This window comes from Dictyobacter kobayashii, from assembly GCF_003967555.1.
In the GTDB taxonomy this organism is placed as follows: domain Bacteria; phylum Chloroflexota; class Ktedonobacteria; order Ktedonobacterales; family Ktedonobacteraceae; genus Dictyobacter; species Dictyobacter kobayashii.
On the sequence record NZ_BIFS01000001.1, the window covers coordinates 410,371 to 431,516 of the forward strand.

Consider the following 21,146-nt stretch of genomic DNA (forward strand, 5'->3'; position numbering starts at 1 on the left):
ACATAAAAAGTTAAAACAAAACGAACAAGCGTCCTGCGTGAATGCTTGTTCGTTTTGTTTTAACTTTTTATTAGTTGCTACCGAAATTGCATAAGATATCAGTTGCGGTGCTGGTTAATTTCTGTGCGTAAGCTGGAGGTAGCGTTACGAGCAGCCTGGGCAAAGTCAGCGGAACCAGACGCATAGATAATTGCACGTGAGGAGTTGATGATCATACCCCAACCACGACTGTCCTGGCCAGCTTTGACAGTAGCGGCAACATCGCCACCCTGAGCGCCAATACCAGGTATGAGCAAGGGTAGATCGCCGACAATCTCGCGTACACGTTTGAGCTCAGCGGGATAGGTAGCGCCAACAACCAGAGCACAATTGCCGTTGTTATTCCAATAGCGGGCAACATTGCGTGCTACCACCTGATACAGTGGCTCTTTTTGCTCACCAACCAGGAGATCCTGGAATTCACCTGAACCGGGATTTGAGGTTTTGGCCAATACGATGATGCCCTTATCCTGGCGTTTCAGAAATGGGTCCAGGGCTTCTTTACCCAGATAGGGATGCACGGTGATGGCATCGGCCTGCAATAGATCAAAAGAAGACTTAACGTAGCCCAGGTTGGTATTACCGATGTCGGCCCGCTTGGCATCCAGGATGATTGGAATCTCTGGATAGGTTGTTTTGCAATAGGAAATAATCTTTGCCAGGGCACGCAGACCAACATCACCATAGGCCTCATAGAAAGCACTATTTGGCTTATAAGCACAGACCAGGTCTGCGGTAGCATCAATCAACTCGCACGCAAAGAAGATTAACGCATCTTCAAGAGTGCGGCCCTCTCTGGCTACGGCAGGTAAACGTTCATACTCAGGGTCCAGGCCCACACAGACAAAATGACCCTGCTGCCAGCGCTGTTCTAGCCGGGACAGAAATGTCGTTGACTCTTGTATCATAACAGTCCTCTTACACATCATAAAAATCGGTTCAGTGTGGATACACACCTGAAATGTGGCATCTACACTGAACCGAGGGCTACTTTCCTTGAGCTTTCTGACGGGCCAGGAAGGCCCGGCCTTTGCCTAGCTCGGTATTAATAGGCACATCTTGCTGGCAGAAAGGACATTCATCCTCGTTATAGGTCTGCAGCGAGAAGGATACCAGAGCATGAATAGCCACGTCACCAACATCCTTGGGCTGCACACCTCCGCGATTGCAGAGGGCACTGATACCTACTACATTACCACCATGATGGCGCACCAGGTCAACCACCTGGCGTACAGAGCCACCAGTAGTTAAAACATCCTCAACCACCAGGATGTTCTTGTCGGTTATAAAGCGGTCATAGCCACGATTGAAGGAAAACTGCTTATCGAGGCTATCGCTCCCCTTTTCCGCAAAGACAGCCAGGGTCTCACCCGATGTGCGTCGCTCATTGAGATAATGAGCAACCCACTGTGAGAGCACCACACCGCCAATGACGGGTCCAACCACTACATCCACTTGATCAGCATTGTAAGGCTGGGCCATATGCTTGCATAGCTCTGAAATTACTCCCGTATGCAGGTAAAGAGCATCTTTGTTGACATAGACTGAACTATGGCGTCCAGAGCTATACACAAAATGGCTGTCACGAACGATGGCACCAACATCGGCAAACATCTGCACAAGTTTGGGATCATTAAGATCATTCATACGAGATTTCCTTCTAGAGTTCTTTTCCCTGATATTCGTCCCACGCTTTGATGGGAATAGTAGCCAGGTCTTTCTCAACGATGGCTTTGGTAAAGAGGCGCGCCTGCTTGATTTTGGTAAAGAGTTGGATGTTATGATCAACGGCATAGCGACGCATGGCGTAGTCATCATCCACTTCTTTATTAATATGTCCTTCTACAATATTGATGGCCAGGTCGATCTTATTATCGGCAAAGTAGGTCAGGACGTTGGGTGCTTTCTCTTCATGAATTTTGTAGAGCATGGTCGTATCCACATCGTGCTCGCGTAAGAAGGCACTGGTCTTTTCGGTAGCGTACATTGGCACACCCAGAGTGCTCAGCAATTTGGCGCTCTCCAGGAACTTGGCCTTCTTTTCGTCACCGCCAAGACTAATAAAAATACCTTTCTTAGGAATATTACCACCTGTGGCGATAATGGCCTTGAGATAGGCTTCCTCTATATCATCACCGAAGCAGGCAACCTCACCGGTCGAGGCCATTTCTACGCGCAAGACTGGGTCGGCACCGGTCAGACGCGAGAAGGAGAATTGCGGGGCTTTGACCGCGATAAAATTGAGCCTGGGTAGCTCGACCACCGGGATGTTCTCCTGGAATAGGGCATCGACAAACAGCTCGATAAAGTTGACGCCGGTCACTTTCGAGATAAATGGGAAGGTACGCGAGGCACGTAGATTAACCTCAATCACATACACCTGGTTATCCTTAGCCAGGAACTGCATATTGAAGGGTCCTGTGATCTTCAGGGCTTTGGCTACCGCACGGCCAACCTGCTCAATCCTTGACTTGGTTTCGTCGTTCAGCGTCTGGGGCGGCAGTACAATAGTGGCATCACCAGAATGGACACCGGCGTTTTCAATGTGCTCGGAGATCACAAAGACCTTGACCTCGCCATTCTGGGCCACAGCGTCCAGCTCGATCTCTTTCACTTTGCGCATGAACTTGGAAACCGTGACAGGATGCTCAGGAGAGACGGCGGCGGCCTCTTTGACATACTGTTCCAGTTCCTGCTGGTTATAACAGATGTTCATGGCGCTACCGGAAAGGACATAGGAGGGGCGCACCAGGACCGGGAAGCCAACGCGCTCGGCGAAGGTGGTCAGTTCAGCCAGATCGGTGAAGCTGTTCCACTCGGGTTGATGGATATCCAGTGAGTCGAGCAGGGCTGAGAATTTGTTGCGGTCTTCAGCGCGGTCAATGTTACTGGCATCTGTTCCCAGCAAGCGGAAACCGTATTTCTGTAAGGCACGTGCCCGGTTATTGGGGGTCTGCCCACCGACAGAGACGATCACGCCCTCGGCCGCTTCAAATTCACAGATATCGGCGATACGCTCAAAGGTCAGTTCATCAAAGTAGAGACGATCCGAGGTATCGTAGTCCGTCGAGACCGTTTCAGGATTGCAGTTAATCACAATTGAGCGCTTCTGGTATTTGTGTAGCGCCTGCACCGTGCTGACCGAAGTCCAGTCAAATTCGACCGAAGAGCCGATGCGATATGGACCGGAGCCAAGCACAACGACGCCGTTCTCGCCGGTCGGGGCAACATCATGATGCTGACCATTATAGGTGGTATAGAGATAGTTGGTCTCGGATGGGAATTCAGCGCCCAGAGTGTCGATCTGGAAGACACAGGGGGTCACATCGGCCTGTTTGCGGATAGCGCGGATTTCCAGTCCGGTCTTGCCCACAAGCTCACCAATACGCTTATCGGAGATGCCAGCCTGTTTCAAGGTGCGCAAACGAGCCTCTGACAGGTCATGATCGCTATGCAGTCCATCTTCCAGGTTGACGATATGTTTGATGCGCTGCAGGAACCAGAGATCAATACCTGTTACCTCATGAATAGTTTCAAGGCTATAACCGTTGCGCATGGCCAGGGGCAGGACAAACATACGCTTAGGGGTAGGCGTATAGAGATATTTGTTGATAACCGCGTCAGTGCTATCGCCGCTGTTAAAAACTTTTTCAGAGGTGGCGCCCTCAAAATCCAGGTCCAGCATGCGGATAGCCTTCTGGTACGCCTCTTCAAAGGTGCGCCCGATCCCCATCACTTCACCCACCGACTTCATGCCGGTGCCGATGGTCTCGTCTACGCCCTTGAACTTGTCGAGGTCCCAGCGCGGGATCTTAACGACCACATAGTCCAGACTGGGCTCGAAGCAGGCCCGGGTGACGCCCGTGACCTGGTTGGTCAGATCGGTCAGAGAATAGCCCAGAGCCAGTTTAGCCGCCACATAGGCCAGTGGGTATCCAGTAGCTTTACTGGCCAGCGCAGAGCTACGCGAGAGACGCGCATTTACCTCGATCACCGAATACTGTGATGTCTCAGGATTAAGCGCATATTGCACGTTACATTCGCCAACAATACCCAGGCTGCGTACAATGGCTACTGAGGCCGAGCGCAACATATGATATTCGGAGTTGGTCAGGGTCTGGCTTGGCGCGATCACCACCGATTCACCGGTGTGGATGCCCAGCGGGTCCATGTTCTCCATGTTACAGACAGTAATACAGTTGTCGAAAGAGTCGCGCACCACTTCATATTCAACTTCTTTAAAATGGTGTAGATATTGCTCGATCAGTACCTGTGGCGCAAAAGCCAGCGCTCCGTTGACGATATGCTCCAATTCGGCACGGCTTTTGGCGATACCCGATCCCTGTCCGCCCAGCGCGAAGCCAGCACGCACCATCACGGGGAAACCAATCTCCTCAGCAATCTGTAGCGCGGTCTCCAGGGTCTCAGCGGTCCGGCTCTGGGGCGTTGGGATATTGATGCGGCCCAGGTGCTCGGCGAACTTCTGCCGATCCTCGGTCAGGATGATGGCAGAGATCGGGGTGCCCAGGATGGTCACACCATATTTCTCTAATATACCCTTGCGATGCAGTTCAATACCGCAGTTCAAGGCCGTCTGTCCACCGAAGGCGAGCAGAATACCATCCGGTCGCTCTTTCTCGATAATCTTCTCGACAAAGAAAGGGGTGACCGGCAGGAAATAGACCTCGTCCGCCATAGTCTTTGATGTCTGAATGGTCGCGATATTAGGATTAACCAGTACAGTGGCAATCCCCTCTTCTTTTAATGCCTTAAGTGCCTGGGATCCCGAATAATCAAATTCGCCGGATTGTCCAATTTTAAGCGCACCCGCTCCAAGTACCAGCACCTTACCTGGTTTACTCATGTTCGCCTCTTACCCTCTCCAGGAAGTAGTCAAAAATCCAATCGGTATCCTCGGGGCCAGGAGCGGCCTCGGGGTGAAATTGTACAGAAAAGAAGGGCAAACTACGATGTCTGATACCCTCGTTACTGCCATCATTGGCATTGATAAACCAGGACTCAAAGCCCTGGGGCAATGTGCCAACCGCAAACCCATGATTCTGCGTTGTGATATAGCAACGCTTGCTTCCTTGCAAGAGCGCAGGCTGATTCTGGCTGCGATGGCCAAATTTTAATTTATAAGTATCACCACCGGCCGCCAGGGACAGGATCTGGTGTCCCAGGCAGATGCCCATGGTCGGTATACCATGTTCCATGGCCGTGCGCACCGTAGCAATCGCTTTATCGGCCATCTTCGGATTGCCGGGTCCGTTAGAGATCAAGATACCATCAAAGTCGAAGTCGCAATCTGGCGCGAACAGCTCATAGTCCCACGGCACAGTAATGACACGCACATGTTTAGAAAGCAAGCTGCGCAGAATATTACGCTTGGCACCACAGTCGATCAACACAATGGTGGTATCACCCTCGCCATCCTGCTGCACCTCGGTACCTGAGACACGTGCGACCAGGTTCTCAGTATTGGGGTCGTGAAAAGGGATATCCTCGTCAAACACGATCTTGCCCAGCATCGCCCCATGCGTACGGATATGTTGGGTCAGCAGACGCGTATCTTTGATTTCCAGAGCCGGAACGCCTTCGCGCTGCAACCATTCACCCAGGCTCATTTTACTCTGAGGATGGGAAGGGGTATCAACGTAATTTGAGACAATTAAGCCAGACACATGAATTTTATCATCTTCCCATAATGCTTCATCTGGCACACCATAATTGCCCATCAATGGGAAGGTCATGGTCAGGATCTGGCCGGCGAACGAGGCGTCGGTAAGGGCCTCTGGATAACCAACCATACCGGTACAGAACACTACCTCGCCAGCTGATGCTCCTCGATAACCAAACGAGAGACCTTCAAAACGTGTACCATCTTCCAGCAGCAGTGCCCCATAAACGGGTGGCTCAGCGAACAGCGGCTCATTGGCAGCCACACTCCCTTCAAGCTGTGGAGATTCCAGCAGATTGCCAGAAAAGTTTGTGTTGTGCATATATAATCCCCTCAGATATCTATATCTTTTCAGAAAAGTCCGCTCCATATATTCGCGAAACTATGCGCGCCTGGAGCGGCCTACACATCAATTAAGTTACTCTATTTTTTAATTTATATTCTGCCCAGAACTAGAGCCAGCAAGGCCATACGGGTATAGACACCATTTCTGATCTGTGAGCGTAGATAAACGGCTCTCTCATCTGCATCTACCGCAGGGTCAACCGATTCAACACGAGGCAGAGGATCCATCAGAATCATGTCTTTTTTTGCATACGTTTCTAGTAGCGCCGGCGATGCGACTACGATCTCACTTTGCGCTCGACGATATTCTTCGGCAGAGGCAAAGCGTTCTTTCTGCACACGGGTCCAGTACCAGAAATCGCAGTCGTGTGGGATATCCTGTTCACGGTGTATTTCAATCAGGCGAATGCCACGATCCTGCAAGCTGACAAAATCATCACGCGACAATTGCAGTTGCCGCGGCGACAACACATACATAGTGTTATTCTCGTACAGTGAGAGTCCGCGTAGCAGCGAGTGGATGGTACGACTATTGAGGGCGTCTCCAGCCAGCAGACCGGTCAGATTATCCAGGCGTCCAAAGCGCTCGTGGAGTGTGTACATGTCCAGCAAGGTCTGGGTAGGATGCTCATTATTACCATCACCAGCATTGATCACTGGCACAAAATTGGCTGCCCTGGCCGCCTGCTCCGCAGCGCCCGAGAAGCGATGCCGCAAGACAATAGCGTTGGTATAGGCCTCCATCACCTGAATAGTATCCTCAAAGGTCTCACCTTTACTGACCGAAGAGAAGGCCTCTGGATTCTGCATCTCGATGGTCTGTCCACCCAAGCGCTTGACTGCGGCAGCAAAAGAGCTAAAAGTTCGGCTCGAAGGTTCAAAGAAGAGCAGGCCAACTAACAAACCCTCTAATAGGCGCGATGGCTCATTATTCTCGGCAATCCGCTTCATCTGGCGCGTGACAGTAAATAATTTATCGAGATCTGCAACTGCGAATTGATCTAAAGATACAATATCTTTTCCCTTAAAATTTCCACAAATCATCTCAAAATCTGGCTGCAGACGAGATGTAATTTGATACATATAACCTCCCTTTATCAGTCACGACGACAGCTTGACAGGTCATCCTTTTCTTTCTCCACAATCAGCAATTGTTAGCTACTTGACTAAGTGGAGAGTAAACCCCTGATACCGTACACTTTGCGCTTGCAAAAAAAAATTCCTCACCCCTGGAATAAAAGGGATGAGGAAAAAATAGTTTCTCTTAGAAAGGAAACACCCGGCCCATCATGGAAATGAATCGATCGACATATCTTTTGTGATACGTTATCGATGTGCCATAACCTGTTTTTGCCCATGTGGATGCCGTGTCCTTTATTTTTACTAGTTTTGGGAACCAATTCAAATTGCTAAGAGTATACCTTATAAAATTCATCTATGTCAAGGCCAAATTATAACAAGATTGTGAGATATTTTCTGGCCAAAACCACTACAACCCCGCTGCTAAATATCAATATGTATCTGACCAAAGGATTATCAGAACAAACATCCCAAAGTGACGCAACACCATAGAAAGGAACACAACTACCCTATTATTCGACATAAATACGCGCTTTTTCTCACTATCATTTATAGTTCGTAATATTATCTCATATAATAGATTGAATTATTTTTATTTTCATATTAAAATGATTAAAGACAGATTTTTTAGCAATTATTGCATTCTATACTAACTAGAAGAGGGAAAGGTTTACAATGTCTTACGATCCAAATCAAGGCAACGATCCTGGTTATAACCCGCCTCCACAGGGTGGGAATCCCGGCGGTTATCCTCCTCCTCAAGGTGAGAATCCTGGGGATATCCTGGAGGCTATCCTCCTCCACAGGGTGGCTATCCTGGGAGCTATCCTCCTCCACAGGGTGGCTATCCTGGGAGCTATCCTCCTCCTCAAGGTGACTATCCCGGGGGCTATCCGCCTCCTCAAGGTGGTTATACGCCAAATGGAGCAGGCGGCTATGCAGAGCAGCCACCTCAGCAGCCATTGCCATTGGGTGACGCTATTCGCCAATTGCCAGGCCAGTACCTCAGAGTATTAACCAAACCCGGTGCTGCGACCTTTGCACTGGAAAAAGGCAAAGCTGCCTGGAATATTGTCTGGGTGCAGTTGCTAGTCCTGGGTGTCATTTCAGCTCTGCTCAGTGGTCTGGTTACAGCGATCACATTGCCTTTGACCTTAAATAGCCTTAATAACAGCAGCAGTAGCATCTCGCCTTCTTCGCTGGAACAGATCAAAACCGTCTTTACTGCCCTGCCGATCCCTATAGCTATTGGCACCCTTGTCTTTGTAATTGTAGGCTTCTTCATTGGAACAGGTATCCTGTTCCTGATCGCTAAAGCCTTCGGTGGACAGGGCACATTCCTGCAATATACCTATAGCTACTTGCTCTTTGAGGTTCCACTCAGTATTCTCAGTACACTTGTTTCCCTGATTCCCTTCGTTGGCTCGCTGGCCGTCCTGGCAATTTTTATCTATCGTATCATCCTACAAGTCTATATGACGATGGCGGTCCATCGCCTGAGCGGTGGGCGCGCCACTCTGGCCGTATTGATCCTACCCATCATAGCTATCATTCTGGCCTGTGTAGGATTCTTCGTGCTTATCGCTGCCATCAGCAATGGTATACGCTCGACCCCATAGGAACTCTTCGCCACTCATAAAGCGTCCGTCAAACACAACTGGCACGCTGGTCATAGAACAAGGAACAATGTTCTATGACCAGCGTGCCATCCTTATATCTTCCCGGCAAGACAGTGCAATAAAAAGTATGTATGGTCTTCGTTAGCTGACTATCTTATTCGTTGCCAACGGCAGAGTCGGCGACCGCTGACTCTTCGGGTTGCGGATGATTCTCCCGCAAGATCTGGTAGAGCACGATAGCGGCAGATACCTTCCTGAACTGGCTCACCCCTCTCCACAGAAAAGACTCTCCATGGAACATGGAACGAGAGAGAGCTCTCCAGGCGCTGATGTACCTGGAGAGCTCTCTCTCAATTCCTCAGGTCTAACGGAGTGGGGCAGGTGGCACGACGACGTCGATCAGGCCCGTCGACACGTCATAAACCAGCCCGGAGACAATCCACTCAGCGGGAGGTCGGGAGTCGCCTTGAGCACGGCCACATCGACGGCAACCGCTGCCCGCGGGTCGGTGACTGCTTTGGCCTTAAGTGCCTCTCTGCTGATTTCAAAGTATTCAGCCAGCATGTCAGGATCCCCAGCAAGACATGTCATCCCACAATCGGTGTGCTGAAGAACGATAAGGTGAAATTCGTTCCCACCGCCGGGAATCGCTTCTGCAACCTGGCCAATTCTGCCGAGCAGGCCCAACTGCTCCAGCGTCCCCGGCGTGATGCGACCGCCGATGTTGCGTATCACCACGGCCTCTCCAGGCTTGATACCCAGCACATGGGCCGGGTCAACGCGCATATCGGCGCAACCGATGATCAATGCTTTCACGTTCGGCAGCGCTTTCGCGAGGGACGGCATCAGTAAATCCGCCGCAGTTTCCTGATCAGCGAAGTCCTTATTACGTTTCATCAGGGTGTCAAAAGTAGTCATATTGCTCCTCCTAAGAGAGAATTCGTGGATAATATCCACGCTATGCAGCTTTCTGGGCATGCTCTGGGCGCCAGACTGAAGATGTTCTGAATGTATCGCGTTTAAACCTGCTTATCCATTTAAGCTGCTTTAATTAGTTGATAGAAGCAGTATAATATTTGACGTAACGTCAAAGTCAACCCTCACATTCAAACACATCAATTATCGGATAATTCTCTTTTGGAGCGGGCAGACGGATCTAGCTTGATTACTGGCATTTGAATCTCAATTACGACTTCTTCCTCTTCCTCCGATTTGGGGAGTTGCATGAGGAGCTCTCGCCCCAAACCGTTGATCTGCCAGCCATGTTGCTCAATCCAGGTGCCCAGCGCGCCATAACTGCGATGGACCTCACTGATCCGTCCGGCGTGCGCCAGCGTAGCCAGCGTCTCAATAGCGGGCAATGTGTGCTGGGTCAGCACGCGCTCCTCGGAGAGCCTGACCGACTGCGGTGCTTTCCCGGTGAGGAGATAGCCAACTTCCAGGTCAAGCGCTTCGGGATCAAATATCGGAGAATGGGTCACAATGGCGATATTACCGAGGCTACCATGTCCCACCTTCGCCGGCACTACCGTTGCGATTTTGCGAACGAGACGGCGTCTCACGCCCAGACCAGACAGCACTTCGCGCAGCGCAAGAAATTGCTGTGCCGGAACGGCTTTCAGGACCACGTCTGGCTCCTGGATCTGCCCATACGTGTCGATCTGTTGCAATCGTGACTCTACCACGCGCAGCCGCGTCATTTCTTCCTGAACCGTTTGCTCGATCTGGGCCTTGCGCAAGGCCAGCATCCCTCGCATCTCGTCGATGGAGGTATTTTGATCCACCAGCCGGGCGATCTGTTCCAGCGATAAGCCCAGTTCTTTCAAGACCAGGATGTGATTGAGCCGGGGCAGTTGCTGCGCGCTATAGAAACGATAGCCCGATTCCGGATCGGTGGCCTCAGGGCTGAGCAGGCCGATCTCATCGTAATAACGCAGCAGACGGCCTGAAACCTGGGCTATTTTGGAAAATTCGCCGATGCGAAACATATATGTCGCTCCTTATCTAGCTCTTTTGTGCTCTCTGTAAGCAGTGTACCGTTTGACGCTACGGCAATGTCAAGCGGGCACCATCGTTCCCGAGTATTACAGGATGCTGTTACGGGCTATTTTATGCCCTATAGTCCAGTTAAAAAGCTGTTTTTAGGCACAAAAAGAGGCATATCAATAAAATATGCCTCTTTCTAGGAAGAACTAGCAACTCATCTATCTTTGTTCTGCATCCACATGCTCCTCAGTGGAGTCCATCCCCACCGCTGCATCGGCAAATACCGCCTCATCAGGTTGAGGATTACGCTCTCTCAAAATTTGGTAGAGGATGATAGCGGCAAAGGTTGCTAAACCAATGCCATCAATGGCAATAGTGCCAAACTGGACGGCAAGCCCGCCCGTCATGCCAGCGCCGATAATCAGGGCAACGCCAGCGGGGATGAGGTTGCTGCTCTTTGAAAAGTCCACCTTGTTCTCAATCCAGATGCGCCCGCCGGTAACGGCAATAAGACCGAAGAGCACAATGGAAAGGCCCCGAACACCCCGCTAGGTATGGTGCTCACAATGGCCCCAAACTTCGGACAAAAACCGAACAGGATAGCAATACAGCTCGCAATCACAAAAATGAGCGTGGAATAGACGCGATTGACCGCCATTACGCCAATATTTTCAGCGTACGTCGTGACCCCCGTTCCACCAAAAAAACCCGCCAGGATCGTAGCTACAGAGTCACCCAGGAACGCACGACCCAGATATTTGTCCAGATTGTTCCCAGTCATAGCCCCAACTGCCTTGATATGCCCGATATTTTCAGCCGCCAGAATGATAGCGACGGGAGTAATAATACTGATGGCATTTGTATGAAAGACGGGAGTCGTAAACTGCGGGAGCCCTATCCACGCCGCCTTACTGACCTGGGTAAAATCAATTTTCGGCCCGATACCAGCCAATCCCAGGAGGGCGTATACTCCATACCCCACAATGCCGCCGAGAAGTATAGGCAGTCGGCGCAACAGGCCGGGGCATAGACGGAAACCAGGGCAACGGCAATAATGGTAACCAGCGCCATCCATGCATCAAAGGGCGTGCTGGCCGCCTGTTTGATGGCGGAAACCGAGAGATTCAAGCCTATGACCATGACAACCGTACCCGTGACAATTCCTGGCATAAGATAATTTAGCCAGCGATAGCCGACTATCAACACGACGATAGCGATGATGGCATACGCCACCCCGGCCGTAATAATACCACCCAGGGCCACCGAAATATTCGGGTTCGGCCCGTCCCGAGTTGATGACCCGTCGCAGTGGCGACCACGCCGAGGAAAGCAAAGCTCGAGCCGAGATAGCTGGGCACACGGCCCCCAACAAACAGGAAGAAGATAAGGGTACCAATACCGGAAAAGAGGATCGCTGTGTTAGGAGGAAACCCCATCAGGAGAGGGCAACAACGGTCGAGCCGAACATCGCCAGAACGTGCTGAACACCTAGCAACAAACTCGGCCCCCACGGCAGGCGTTCATCAGGAGCAACAACTCCACCGCTCGTATTAACCTTCCAGCGGGGAAGTAGCCAGATTTATCACTCATTGTCATTTCCTTTCTTGATCTATGTATAAGAGCATGGATTAAAACACTACCAGAGATTACAGGAGGGAGATAATTCTATCGAGGGCGGCGTCCGAGATATCCAAGCGGAATTTTTAAGATTTGGAACACCCATAAAACCATCCTCCTAGATTAAAATGATAATTGCAGAGCAAATGCGCAAAAAAAAACTCATCCCTCAGAGGATGAGAAGTGAAAGACCATTGCCAAACCACCAATGACTGTCCTCCGTCTCCATCTTTTTTCGACGGACGGTGTAATAAGTTCGCTGGAACTCAATACATACTTTGTTTGTCCAGCATGCAATAAACACGAAAATAGACAGTCCTTCCTGGTCGGTTTACAGCGGGAGATTAATTAAACTTGTGAAAGTATACGTGCTCCTCAAAAAAAAGTCAAGGCACATGTCCTGAGGGAATGGTCAATTTATCAATTCAATGCATAGATAAATTCAATTTAAGCTAGAGGTAGTTCAATAAAAAAAGTGGTTTGATCAGCTGAGGATTCTACATGAATGTTGCCACCATGCCAGAACACAATATCTCGGCAAATAGCCAGTCCCAGGCCCCAACCACGCTTATTGGTTACTTCTTCATCAGGTACGCGGTAGAAGGGTTCAAAAATGCTCGTCCACTGCGCCTCTGGGATAGGTGTGCCTATGTTGCTGACCTGTAGCTCGGCGTGTGTATCCTGCTTTTTGAGGTTGACATTGATCGGGCTGTCAGGCAAAGAGTATTTAATGGCATTACTGACCAGGTTGATCATGACCTGTGTCAGGCGCAGACTATCGCCACGGATCATAACACTCTCTTTTGGCATGTCCAGTTGGATCGTACGGCCAGAGGCTTCACGCTGCTCATCAATTAGAGATTGGCAGAGGTAGCAGAGATCACATTCAGCCATTTGCATACGCAGCTTACCAGCCATCATCATTTCTACGTCTGATAAATCTTCCAGCAATGTTTGCAAGCGCTGGGTCTGATCGTCGATTTTTTCAAGTGAGAAGCGTACCAGGGTTAGATCAGTATTCGACGTGGCCAGTCGATCACAACGACGCAACCCCAGTTGGGCCTGTCCATAAATGGTGGTTAAGGGCGTCTTTAATTCATGCGATGCCCGAGAGAAAAAAATATCTTTGAGTCGATGACTCTGGGTCAATTGCTGATTAGCTTGCTCTAATTCTTCGGCCCGTAAACGTAGAGCCCTGGCTTCACGTTGCGCCTGCCTGTGTTCTCGTTCTAACCATGCCGTGATCAATGTTACAGCAAGGGCCGCCACCAGGTATGGGAGCTCCAGCCACAGATCTTGCCAGGCCTGGAAAAATAGGAATCCAGCCGGTGGCACAAAAAAATAATCCAGGGCTAGAAAGCCAAGGATAATAGAGAAAATGGATGGTCCAATTCCCCACACCAGAGCAACCAGTACAGCAATCAGAAAGAATGGAGCACACAAAAAGTAGTAATGCCTGGCAAAGACGTTTTCAATCCAGGGAAGAGCCAGCCCGACGGCTACCAGAGGAATGCTAAGCAGATAACCGACAACAGGATGACGCCAACGTGGAAGATCCACAGCATGCTTCGCAGTCATAGGTGGCTGTTGCAATGGGCTAATCAATAATGGAGGACTCTCAGGAGAATTGTGATAGATGAGCTCTTTTTTCATCCCAGAACCCCTTGCGCCGTTTTGCGCGCATTATAAAACCGCTGTTCCCAGCAATTATTTCTCTACAGACTATAGCAAATATACCCGGCAAATGCAAACTTTTATTTTCTGTTAAACGAAACATAACACAAATACTCTTTTACCCACAATACCAAAGTATGAGGTAAAAACATCCACTCTATAGAAGACGAGGGAGCATAGGGGTAGATAAAATTATTGCACGCTCATATACCATTGCCTGACATAAGTAGCGGTACCGGTAATTGTTACTGCGATTGCTTCTGCTGACGCGCTAAGAACCACACCGGCGGGATTACCCTTCCCGTGGATAGATGAGAAGGCATCGTCATGATAGATTAGAACTTCCATGCTACTAATCTCCCTTCCAGACTCCTGGACCTGAAGCGCTCATGTGCAGTGTGGGGTGGAGAGGCGGCCGCCTCTCCACCCCACACTGCACATGAGACATGCTCAAAAGTAGCTTGTATAAGGCGTTAATTAGTTAGTGGGCTGCGCATTTTGTTGTGGTGGCTGTGTAAAGGCGACAGCGGTCACATCAAAAATAAGGGTTGCATTAGCAGGAATAATTACCTTACCACTTTGATCTTTTTGGGCACTAGAACCATAGCCCAGGCTGGCAGGAATGATCAGGCGCCGGGACTCCCCGATCTTCATTCCATTCACGCCATCCTCCCAGCCTTTGATTACCTGTCCCTGTCCAAGAGTTACAGCAAAGGGTTGACCACCATGATCATAACTACTATCAAATTTCTTATTAGTGCCTTGAATCCAACCGGTGTACTCAAAAGCAACTGTACTACCAGACTGAACAGTTCCACCATCGCCAGCTTTGATAATCTGATACTGTACTCCAGTAGCAGTTTTCTGCAATGGTGCAGTAACTTCGGGAGGGGTATCCAATCCCTTTGGATTAGCTTTAATTAAGGACTGGACATCGGCCGTGGCCTTGGCATTGGCTGCGTTGGCGGCCTGGGTAGATTGCGCCACAGCTGCGTTGGCGGTTGCGGTCGCATGCGTGTCTGCGAGGGCGGCTTGCTCACTACTCTGGCGTGCAGAGATGATGGCCCAGGTCAGGGCGGCAATCAAAATAAGCAGAGCCACAATGCCACTAAAAAGTAACTGTCTGCGGCGGGCGCGGCGCTGCTTGCGCAGTTCGCGCTCCCGCTGGCGCTGGCCAGGGCGACCTGAGCGCTCTACGGGAGAGTTTTGGTTTTTCGTCGTTTGGGTCACGGAACAATCTTCTCCTCTGGATGATAGGCATAATCATAGCAGGTCGAGGTTACCATTAATTTACTTATCTGACAAGGGGTAGCAGAAAAAAGAAGAAAGGCTCAATGCACGCTTCATCTTGACATTCTTGCTACAATAGACTCAGCTACAGTACTACTCGGATAAGGAGTATACAAGTGACCGAGTTGTCGTCTACTCACTATCCATTCCAAAGTTCGGAACAGCTGAACAAAAGATTCTACAATCAGTTTAAGTCTGAACATGCTGCTGCGCTCAGACAACTTTCTGGCGCCTCCAATGAAATCGAAGGGCGCGCATACATCACCACCCTGCTACTTCGATTGATGGTCCTTTTTTTTCTTCAGGCACAAGGATTACTAGATAACGATCCACAATATCTCTGGCATCGCCTCCAATGTGCCCAGCAACGTTCAGGTCCCGACAACTTCTTTCGTGAGCATCTCTTACCCCTTTTCACTACTTTGTATACAGGTCAGCCCACTACAGCACATCACAGCTCTGACTTTGGCCATTTACCACGAGTGGATATTCCGCTTTTTCAGCCAGAGGCGCTGGAATTGCGCTCGCCTCACCTCACTCTATTAGATGCCACTTTCTTTCGCCTTTTTAACTTTTTATATTCTTATCATGCAACTCGATCACCAGTCCATGGCAACGGACGAAGTACTTCAGCCCTCAATCCTCGCCTATATCTTTGAACAACACAGCGATCAGAAACAAACGGGACCTATTATACGCAGGAGGATATCGCACTCTATATCACCAGCAATACAATCCTACCACGCTTATTTTCGCTGGTTGCAGAAGATCGACCGGAGGATCTGGGGAGCATGCACCTTGCTGGCAGTTGCTCAGCATGCAACCCGATCGCTACATTTCTGCGGCAATACAGACACAAAGCTATTTACCAGAAGAAAATGAGCGAGAGTATATGCAGCGCCAGCAGCGCTACCACATTCTTTTTAACAGGCTCCAGACTGGCTCGATCCATGATATTGTAGATCTTACCACCGATGCTCTAGATCTGCAACGTTTTGTGTTAGATGTCCTGTTAAGCAGCCAGGAGCTGGCTTTTCTCCAGCTTTTTCTGCAGCGACTCCAACAGCTGACGATCCTGGATCCTACCTGCGGTTCGGGGGCTTTTTTGCTGGCGGCCGTCAAGATTCTCCAACCACTCTATACATGTTGCCTGGAGCGCATAGATATACTTACAGCCGAACAAGCCTTGCAAGACAATCAAAACTCTTTGCGCCAGCAACAGGAAACAACAGGCACACAGGCACTTGTACAGCCTCCGGCTGAATTCACGTCCACACGCCATATAACAATTTTGCGCACTATCCTGTCCTCTAATTTGTATGGGGTAGACCTCTTACCAGCCGCCTGCGAAATCTGCCAGTTACGCCTCTATCTGACTCTGTTAAGCGGGATTACAAATAGCGAAGATGTACCACTACTGAGCACACTTCCCCTCAATATTCGGGCGGGCAATGCTCTGGTAGGCGAAACGCTCAGTATGGCCGACCTGCCGGTGTTGGATAAACAGCAGATTACACACTTACAGCAGCCGTTTCACTGGCAATATGAGTTTCCCCTGGTCTTCAGCCAGGGCGGCTTTGATGTAATCATTGGCAATCCACCATACCTGGAACACAGCAAGATCAAGCAGGAGTATGCGATTCATGGCTATGAGGAAAAAAGCTGTGGCAACATCTATGCCGCCGTTATTGAGCGTTCCCTGGCCCTCTGCAAAGCGGGACAGAGTCAGCTAGGATTGATCGTACCCATCAGTCTATGCGGCGCACAGCGCTTTACCGCACTACGCCAGCTCCTACTTTCTAGCGGCGCCACCCTCTGGCTGGCCAACTTTGAAATCTTTCCCTGCCGCCTCTTTGAAGGTGCGTTTCAACGCCTTTCTATCCTGTTACTAAACCTGCACAGCAATCAGCCGAAACATGAAAGTACATTATATGTAACACGCATCCATCGCTGGTATAGCGCCGAACGTCCCTACCTGTTTCCTTTGCTCTCATATACACAGGTGCAGTCTATGCTCATGACTCCTCTGTACTTCCCCAAGCTGGCAACCGCACGACAGGAAAATTTGTTGGATCAGATACGCCATCATACGCGAGGAATGAATATAGGAAGCGTTACTGGCGAACAGCATAGCAAGCACTTTATCTACTATCAAGAGGCCACCAATTACTGGACCAAAGCCGTGTGTCATATTCCTTTCTATAAAAAGAATGGTATTGTCATGACCCCTCCCCACGGCCGTGTGTTGTTCTTCGCCGATCGGCAAACAGCTCTGAGCATCATGGCACTACTCAATAGCTCTCTATTTTATGTCTGGTTTTCCACCTACTCTGATGGCTTTCATCTTTCTCACGCCCTGGTCAAAAGTTTCCCTTTATGCCAGGAATTACTGGCATCCACTGAACTGGCAACTCTGGCAGAACGACTGGAAAATGATATTCAGCAACATGCCCGCTTGAGTACACGCAATACACAGCGTAAGAATAATGCCGGACACTTGATTGAACTGGCTGAGTATTATATGCGCTTCTCTAAGCCGATTATGGATGAAATCGACCATTTGTTGGCTGCGCACTTTAATTTCACTCCCGAGGACCTGGATTTTATCCTCTATTATGATGAAAAACATCGCATAGCGCGACACACAAAAAATGAGAAGCCAGGCACCAATATACCAGATATACTTTACAAATAAGTTTTTAAACCGTATTATAGCCAGATATCATATCCAACATAGGACGGGGTAAAGCCGTGCTTGAGACTGGACACCATTCAGCCTTTCAGAATATTGAGCAGGTCATAAAGCTTTTCTATGATCGTTTTAAAGTAGAAAGAGCGGCTTTTCAACAACATTTTTTACATGGTGCTCCTTCTATAACTGTAGCCGAACAGGAGCAGCTGGCCTCACTTATTCTGAATCGCCTGATGTTTATCTATTTCTTACAGAAACAGGGCTTTCTAAATAGCGATCCACAATATCTCTTTCATCAACTGCAGGCAACGCAGAGGCGCATAGGGAGCGATAAATTCTACAGCACGTTTTTATTTGCGCTCTTTCATGAAGTACTGGGGAAGGCGGAACGTAGCCCTGAGACACTGGCTTTGTTCGGGCATATTCCCTACCTGGGAGGCAGCCTCTTTACACTGCGCGAGATCGAGCGCCACTATCCTCAGCTAAACATTCCCGATCTGGCTTTTGAGCGTCTATTTGCTTTCTTTGATCTCTATCGCTGGTATGTGGATGAGCCAGCCGGGCAGGAGAAAAACCTGCTAACTCCGGACGTGCTGGGATATATCTTTGAGCAATACGTCAACCAACAACAAATGGGGCTTACTATACCAGGGAGGATGTAACAACTTATATTGCCAGCAATACCATTATCCCCGCCCTCTTCGATGCTCTGGCCACACGGCATCCAGCTACTTTTGCGGCCAGGGGTAAGATATGGTGCCTCGTGCAACAACAGCCGGAGCGCTATATCCACGATGTTATAGCCAGTCCCGGCTATCTTCCTGATGAGACTCCGCGTGAACATCTACAACGCCGCCAGTCTTATCAGACTCTGCGCACCCGTCTTGCGGGCGGGGAGATAACAAACATTGATGATTTCATCACGCACAACCTGCACATCAATCGTCTGGCGATTGATGCCATCTACGCGCTAGAAGATGCGGAACAGCTGCAAGATTGCTATGAGCAGTTGATGCACATAACGATCCTGGACCCTACCTGTGGCTCGGGAGCTTTCTTGCTCGCGGCCTTGCGGATACTTCATCCTTTATACGAGGCTTGCCTGGATCGACAGCAAGGGCTGAACGCCTCTCAAGCACCTGAAAATGCCATTCGTGTCCAAAAATCTTTATCGCACTATGAGGTTATCAGAACTATTATCACCAGGAATCTGTACGGCATTGATATCATGGAGGAAGCCACTGAAATATGTAAGTTGCACCTCTTCCTCAAATTGATTGCCCAGGTCAAATGCGTTGAGGAGCTTGAGCCGCTCCCCAATATCGATCATAATATTCTTGCTGGTAATACCCTGGTTGAAATGGGTAGGTCAGATTTTTCCTCACCCCAGGAGTTATTAACAACGCAGCAGCAAGCCAGTAGAACAACAGAGGCACGCTGGCAAATAGCATTTAAAGACATCTTGCAACGCGGTGGCTTCACCATTATTATCGGCAATCCACCTTATGTGGAATACAACGAACAAACCTTTCCCTATGCGCTCAAGCACTTCAACACGCGCGGCTGCGCCAATCTCTATACGTGTGTGGTCGAACGTAGCCGCCAACTGCTCGCGCCACAGGGACGGCATGGTATGATTTTACCCCTGGCAGCCTTTGCAACCAGAAATATGCAGCCCTTTCTCAGCGCTTTTCGCTCCTGGTTCCCGGTCACCTGGCTCTCGTTCTATCATTTCCGCCCCTCAATGCTATTTTCAGGTGGGAAGATCGCAAGTATACCCACTGCCATCTACCTGGCAAAAACAGAGGGGTCTGAGCGGCGCTACAGTACCCACTTGATGAAGTGGGCCCAGGAACAACGTCCATTACTCTTTACACGCTTCAGCTATCATGCCATCCATGCACCAGAGGACCCGTTGAATCGTCATTACTATCCCAAGTTGAACCAGAGCTGCGAGGATAACATCCTGACCAGGCTGCTGGCCCATCAACCGGTTAGCCGCTATATATCGCGCATCCCTAACGCCAATACGATGTTCTACAGGACCGCCGGAGGACTCTACTGGAAAGTCTTCGTGAATTTTCCCTGGCCATACCACACTACCTCCAATAAACAATGTTTCTTTCAGCCAGACTTTGAACGCGATGTGTTTGTTGCCCTCTTCAATAGCTCACTCTTCTGGTGGTACTATACGGTAACCTTTGATACGTTTAACCTCAAAGATTATATGCTCTTCGGTTTTCGTTTCACTTATCCAGAGCAAACAGAGCTTATTCAGGCATTGCGGGAACAAAGCTCGCGCTTGATGGAGGATTTTTCTCGCTATGCCAGACATCTGAAACGTGGTCAGACTGGTAGTTATACTATTTATGCTCGCAAATCGAAGCCAATTATCGATGCTATCGATGAAATTCTTGCTCGTCACTATGGCTTCAGTCAACAGGAGCTAGATTTTATTGTGAACTATGACATTAAATATCGCATGGGCCTGGCCCAGCTTTTAGAGGGCGCGGAAGAATAAGGCATGCGCTGCAAGCGGATGTGCGCAGCTGCCTGACAGGCGCATCCGCTTGCTCGCCACCGATCTATTCGCCTGGCCGGGTCAGTGGCAGCATAGTAGCTTAGAACCAGCGCCGCTTGACTTCACGGCAGAGAAAACCATCATAGCAGAAAAGCCAGAGACCCTGAATAAGGATGCCAAGGCCGAGCCCCTGCCGCTCAGGTTGAGCGCTAAAACGAGCTAATACCCACATACCACTGAGAACATAGAGAACATCCAGGCCTGCATTAATGGCTAAAATCCGATAAAATGAACGAACTTCTTTTCGCTCATCTGTCACAGATAATTCTCCTTGAATGAGACGCAGCTCTTTGCGGCGCGCACTGCGTATACCGAAGATAGCTAGAGCCCCATCAATAGCTCCCCAGATCAATGCTTGTAAACCAAATTGTTTCCAGAAGGGATGTCCAACCCACGACAAAATACTCCCCAAAATGACACTTCCCATACCCCAACTACACAAAATACCGAGTCGTCGCCGCTGATATTGATAAAAATTCTCGGATGTGGATGACATACATTCTCTCCTTTTCTATTTGTAGTACTAGACAAAAGCGAGCCAAA

General features: G+C 49.6%; 17 protein-coding genes and 1 pseudogene. 6 read left to right on the forward strand and 12 right to left on the reverse strand.

Features of this window, described 5'->3' with window-relative positions; all coding sequences use genetic code 11:
- Window positions 1-98: 98 nt before the first annotated feature.
- The 5 genes from pyrF to pyrB all read right to left on the reverse strand — a co-directional run bounded on the left by pyrF (window position 99) and on the right by pyrB (window position 7,147).
- On the reverse strand, window positions 99-947 hold the full coding sequence (gene pyrF / locus EL645_RS01750) for an orotidine-5'-phosphate decarboxylase (RefSeq protein WP_126548450.1): 849 nt from the start codon (window positions 945-947) through the stop codon (window positions 99-101).
- A gap of 79 nt (window positions 948-1,026) precedes the next feature.
- Window positions 1,027-1,686, reverse strand: coding sequence for a phosphoribosyltransferase family protein (locus EL645_RS01755; protein ID WP_126548451.1), 660 nt, complete (start codon window positions 1,684-1,686; stop codon window positions 1,027-1,029).
- Window positions 1,687-1,699: 13 nt separating this feature from the next.
- On the reverse strand, window positions 1,700-4,903 hold the full coding sequence (carB, locus tag EL645_RS01760; RefSeq protein ID WP_126548452.1) for a carbamoyl-phosphate synthase (glutamine-hydrolyzing) large subunit: 3,204 nt from the start codon (window positions 4,901-4,903) through the stop codon (window positions 1,700-1,702).
- Window positions 4,896-6,041, reverse strand: a complete 1,146-nt coding sequence (carA, locus tag EL645_RS01765; protein WP_126548453.1) for a glutamine-hydrolyzing carbamoyl-phosphate synthase small subunit — start codon at window positions 6,039-6,041, stop codon at window positions 4,896-4,898. The genes carB and carA overlap by 8 nt, the downstream gene beginning before the upstream one ends.
- A gap of 113 nt (window positions 6,042-6,154) precedes the next feature.
- Window positions 6,155-7,147, reverse strand: coding sequence for an aspartate carbamoyltransferase (gene pyrB, locus EL645_RS01770; protein WP_126548454.1), 993 nt, complete (start codon window positions 7,145-7,147; stop codon window positions 6,155-6,157).
- A gap of 672 nt (window positions 7,148-7,819) precedes the next feature.
- Between pyrB and EL645_RS40330 the strand changes: the two genes are divergently transcribed.
- Both EL645_RS40330 and EL645_RS01780 read left to right on the forward strand, forming a co-directional pair.
- A complete protein-coding gene (locus tag EL645_RS40330; protein ID WP_176599835.1) occupies window positions 7,820-8,161 on the forward strand; it encodes a hypothetical protein in 342 nt (113 codons plus the stop codon).
- Window positions 8,113-8,763 (forward strand): YIP1 family protein, encoded by a 651-nt coding sequence (locus EL645_RS01780; RefSeq protein ID WP_176599836.1) that lies wholly within the window; start codon window positions 8,113-8,115, stop codon window positions 8,761-8,763. The genes EL645_RS40330 and EL645_RS01780 overlap by 49 nt, the downstream gene beginning before the upstream one ends.
- 399 nt (window positions 8,764-9,162) lie before the next feature.
- Here the strand turns inward: EL645_RS01780 and EL645_RS01785 are convergent, their stop codons facing one another.
- The 6 genes and pseudogenes from EL645_RS01785 to EL645_RS01805 form a co-directional block, all read right to left on the reverse strand.
- A complete protein-coding gene (locus EL645_RS01785) occupies window positions 9,163-9,681 on the reverse strand; it encodes a carbonic anhydrase (RefSeq protein ID WP_218031665.1) in 519 nt (172 codons plus the stop codon).
- Window positions 9,682-9,878: 197 nt separating this feature from the next.
- Window positions 9,879-10,751, reverse strand: a complete 873-nt coding sequence (locus EL645_RS01790) for a MerR family transcriptional regulator (RefSeq protein ID WP_126548455.1) — start codon at window positions 10,749-10,751, stop codon at window positions 9,879-9,881.
- Between the two features lie 216 nt (window positions 10,752-10,967).
- A pseudogene (locus EL645_RS45165) lies at window positions 10,968-12,328 on the reverse strand (solute carrier family 23 protein).
- A gap of 485 nt (window positions 12,329-12,813) precedes the next feature.
- On the reverse strand, window positions 12,814-14,019 hold the full coding sequence (locus tag EL645_RS01800; protein ID WP_126548456.1) for a sensor histidine kinase: 1,206 nt from the start codon (window positions 14,017-14,019) through the stop codon (window positions 12,814-12,816).
- A 213-nt stretch (window positions 14,020-14,232) separates the two neighbouring features.
- Window positions 14,233-14,388, reverse strand: coding sequence for a hypothetical protein (locus EL645_RS38995; RefSeq protein ID WP_161977031.1), 156 nt, complete (start codon window positions 14,386-14,388; stop codon window positions 14,233-14,235).
- A gap of 129 nt (window positions 14,389-14,517) precedes the next feature.
- On the reverse strand, window positions 14,518-15,270 hold the full coding sequence (locus tag EL645_RS01805; RefSeq protein ID WP_218031669.1) for an FKBP-type peptidyl-prolyl cis-trans isomerase: 753 nt from the start codon (window positions 15,268-15,270) through the stop codon (window positions 14,518-14,520).
- Between the two features lie 176 nt (window positions 15,271-15,446).
- Here EL645_RS01805 and EL645_RS01810 point away from each other — a divergent pair, with 176 nt between their 5' ends.
- The 4 genes from EL645_RS01810 to EL645_RS01825 all read left to right on the forward strand — a co-directional run bounded on the left by EL645_RS01810 (window position 15,447) and on the right by EL645_RS01825 (window position 20,543).
- Window positions 15,447-15,989, forward strand: a complete 543-nt coding sequence (locus EL645_RS01810) for a hypothetical protein (RefSeq protein WP_126548457.1) — start codon at window positions 15,447-15,449, stop codon at window positions 15,987-15,989.
- A gap of 158 nt (window positions 15,990-16,147) precedes the next feature.
- The gene (locus EL645_RS01815) at window positions 16,148-18,025 is read left to right on the forward strand and encodes an Eco57I restriction-modification methylase domain-containing protein (protein ID WP_126548458.1); all 1,878 of its coding nucleotides are present in this window, start codon (window positions 16,148-16,150) and stop codon (window positions 18,023-18,025) included.
- A gap of 56 nt (window positions 18,026-18,081) precedes the next feature.
- Window positions 18,082-18,684, forward strand: a complete 603-nt coding sequence (locus tag EL645_RS01820) for a type IIG restriction enzyme/methyltransferase (RefSeq protein WP_126548459.1) — start codon at window positions 18,082-18,084, stop codon at window positions 18,682-18,684.
- 101 nt (window positions 18,685-18,785) lie between these two features.
- Window positions 18,786-20,543 carry an Eco57I restriction-modification methylase domain-containing protein gene (locus EL645_RS01825; protein WP_126548460.1) on the forward strand — a complete coding sequence of 586 codons (1,758 nt, stop codon included), beginning with the start codon at window positions 18,786-18,788 and terminating at the stop codon, window positions 20,541-20,543.
- A gap of 100 nt (window positions 20,544-20,643) precedes the next feature.
- Here EL645_RS01825 and EL645_RS01830 read toward each other — a convergent pair whose 3' ends face one another.
- On the reverse strand, window positions 20,644-21,099 hold the full coding sequence (locus tag EL645_RS01830; protein WP_126548461.1) for a DUF6992 family protein: 456 nt from the start codon (window positions 21,097-21,099) through the stop codon (window positions 20,644-20,646).
- Window positions 21,100-21,146 lie beyond the last annotated feature (47 nt).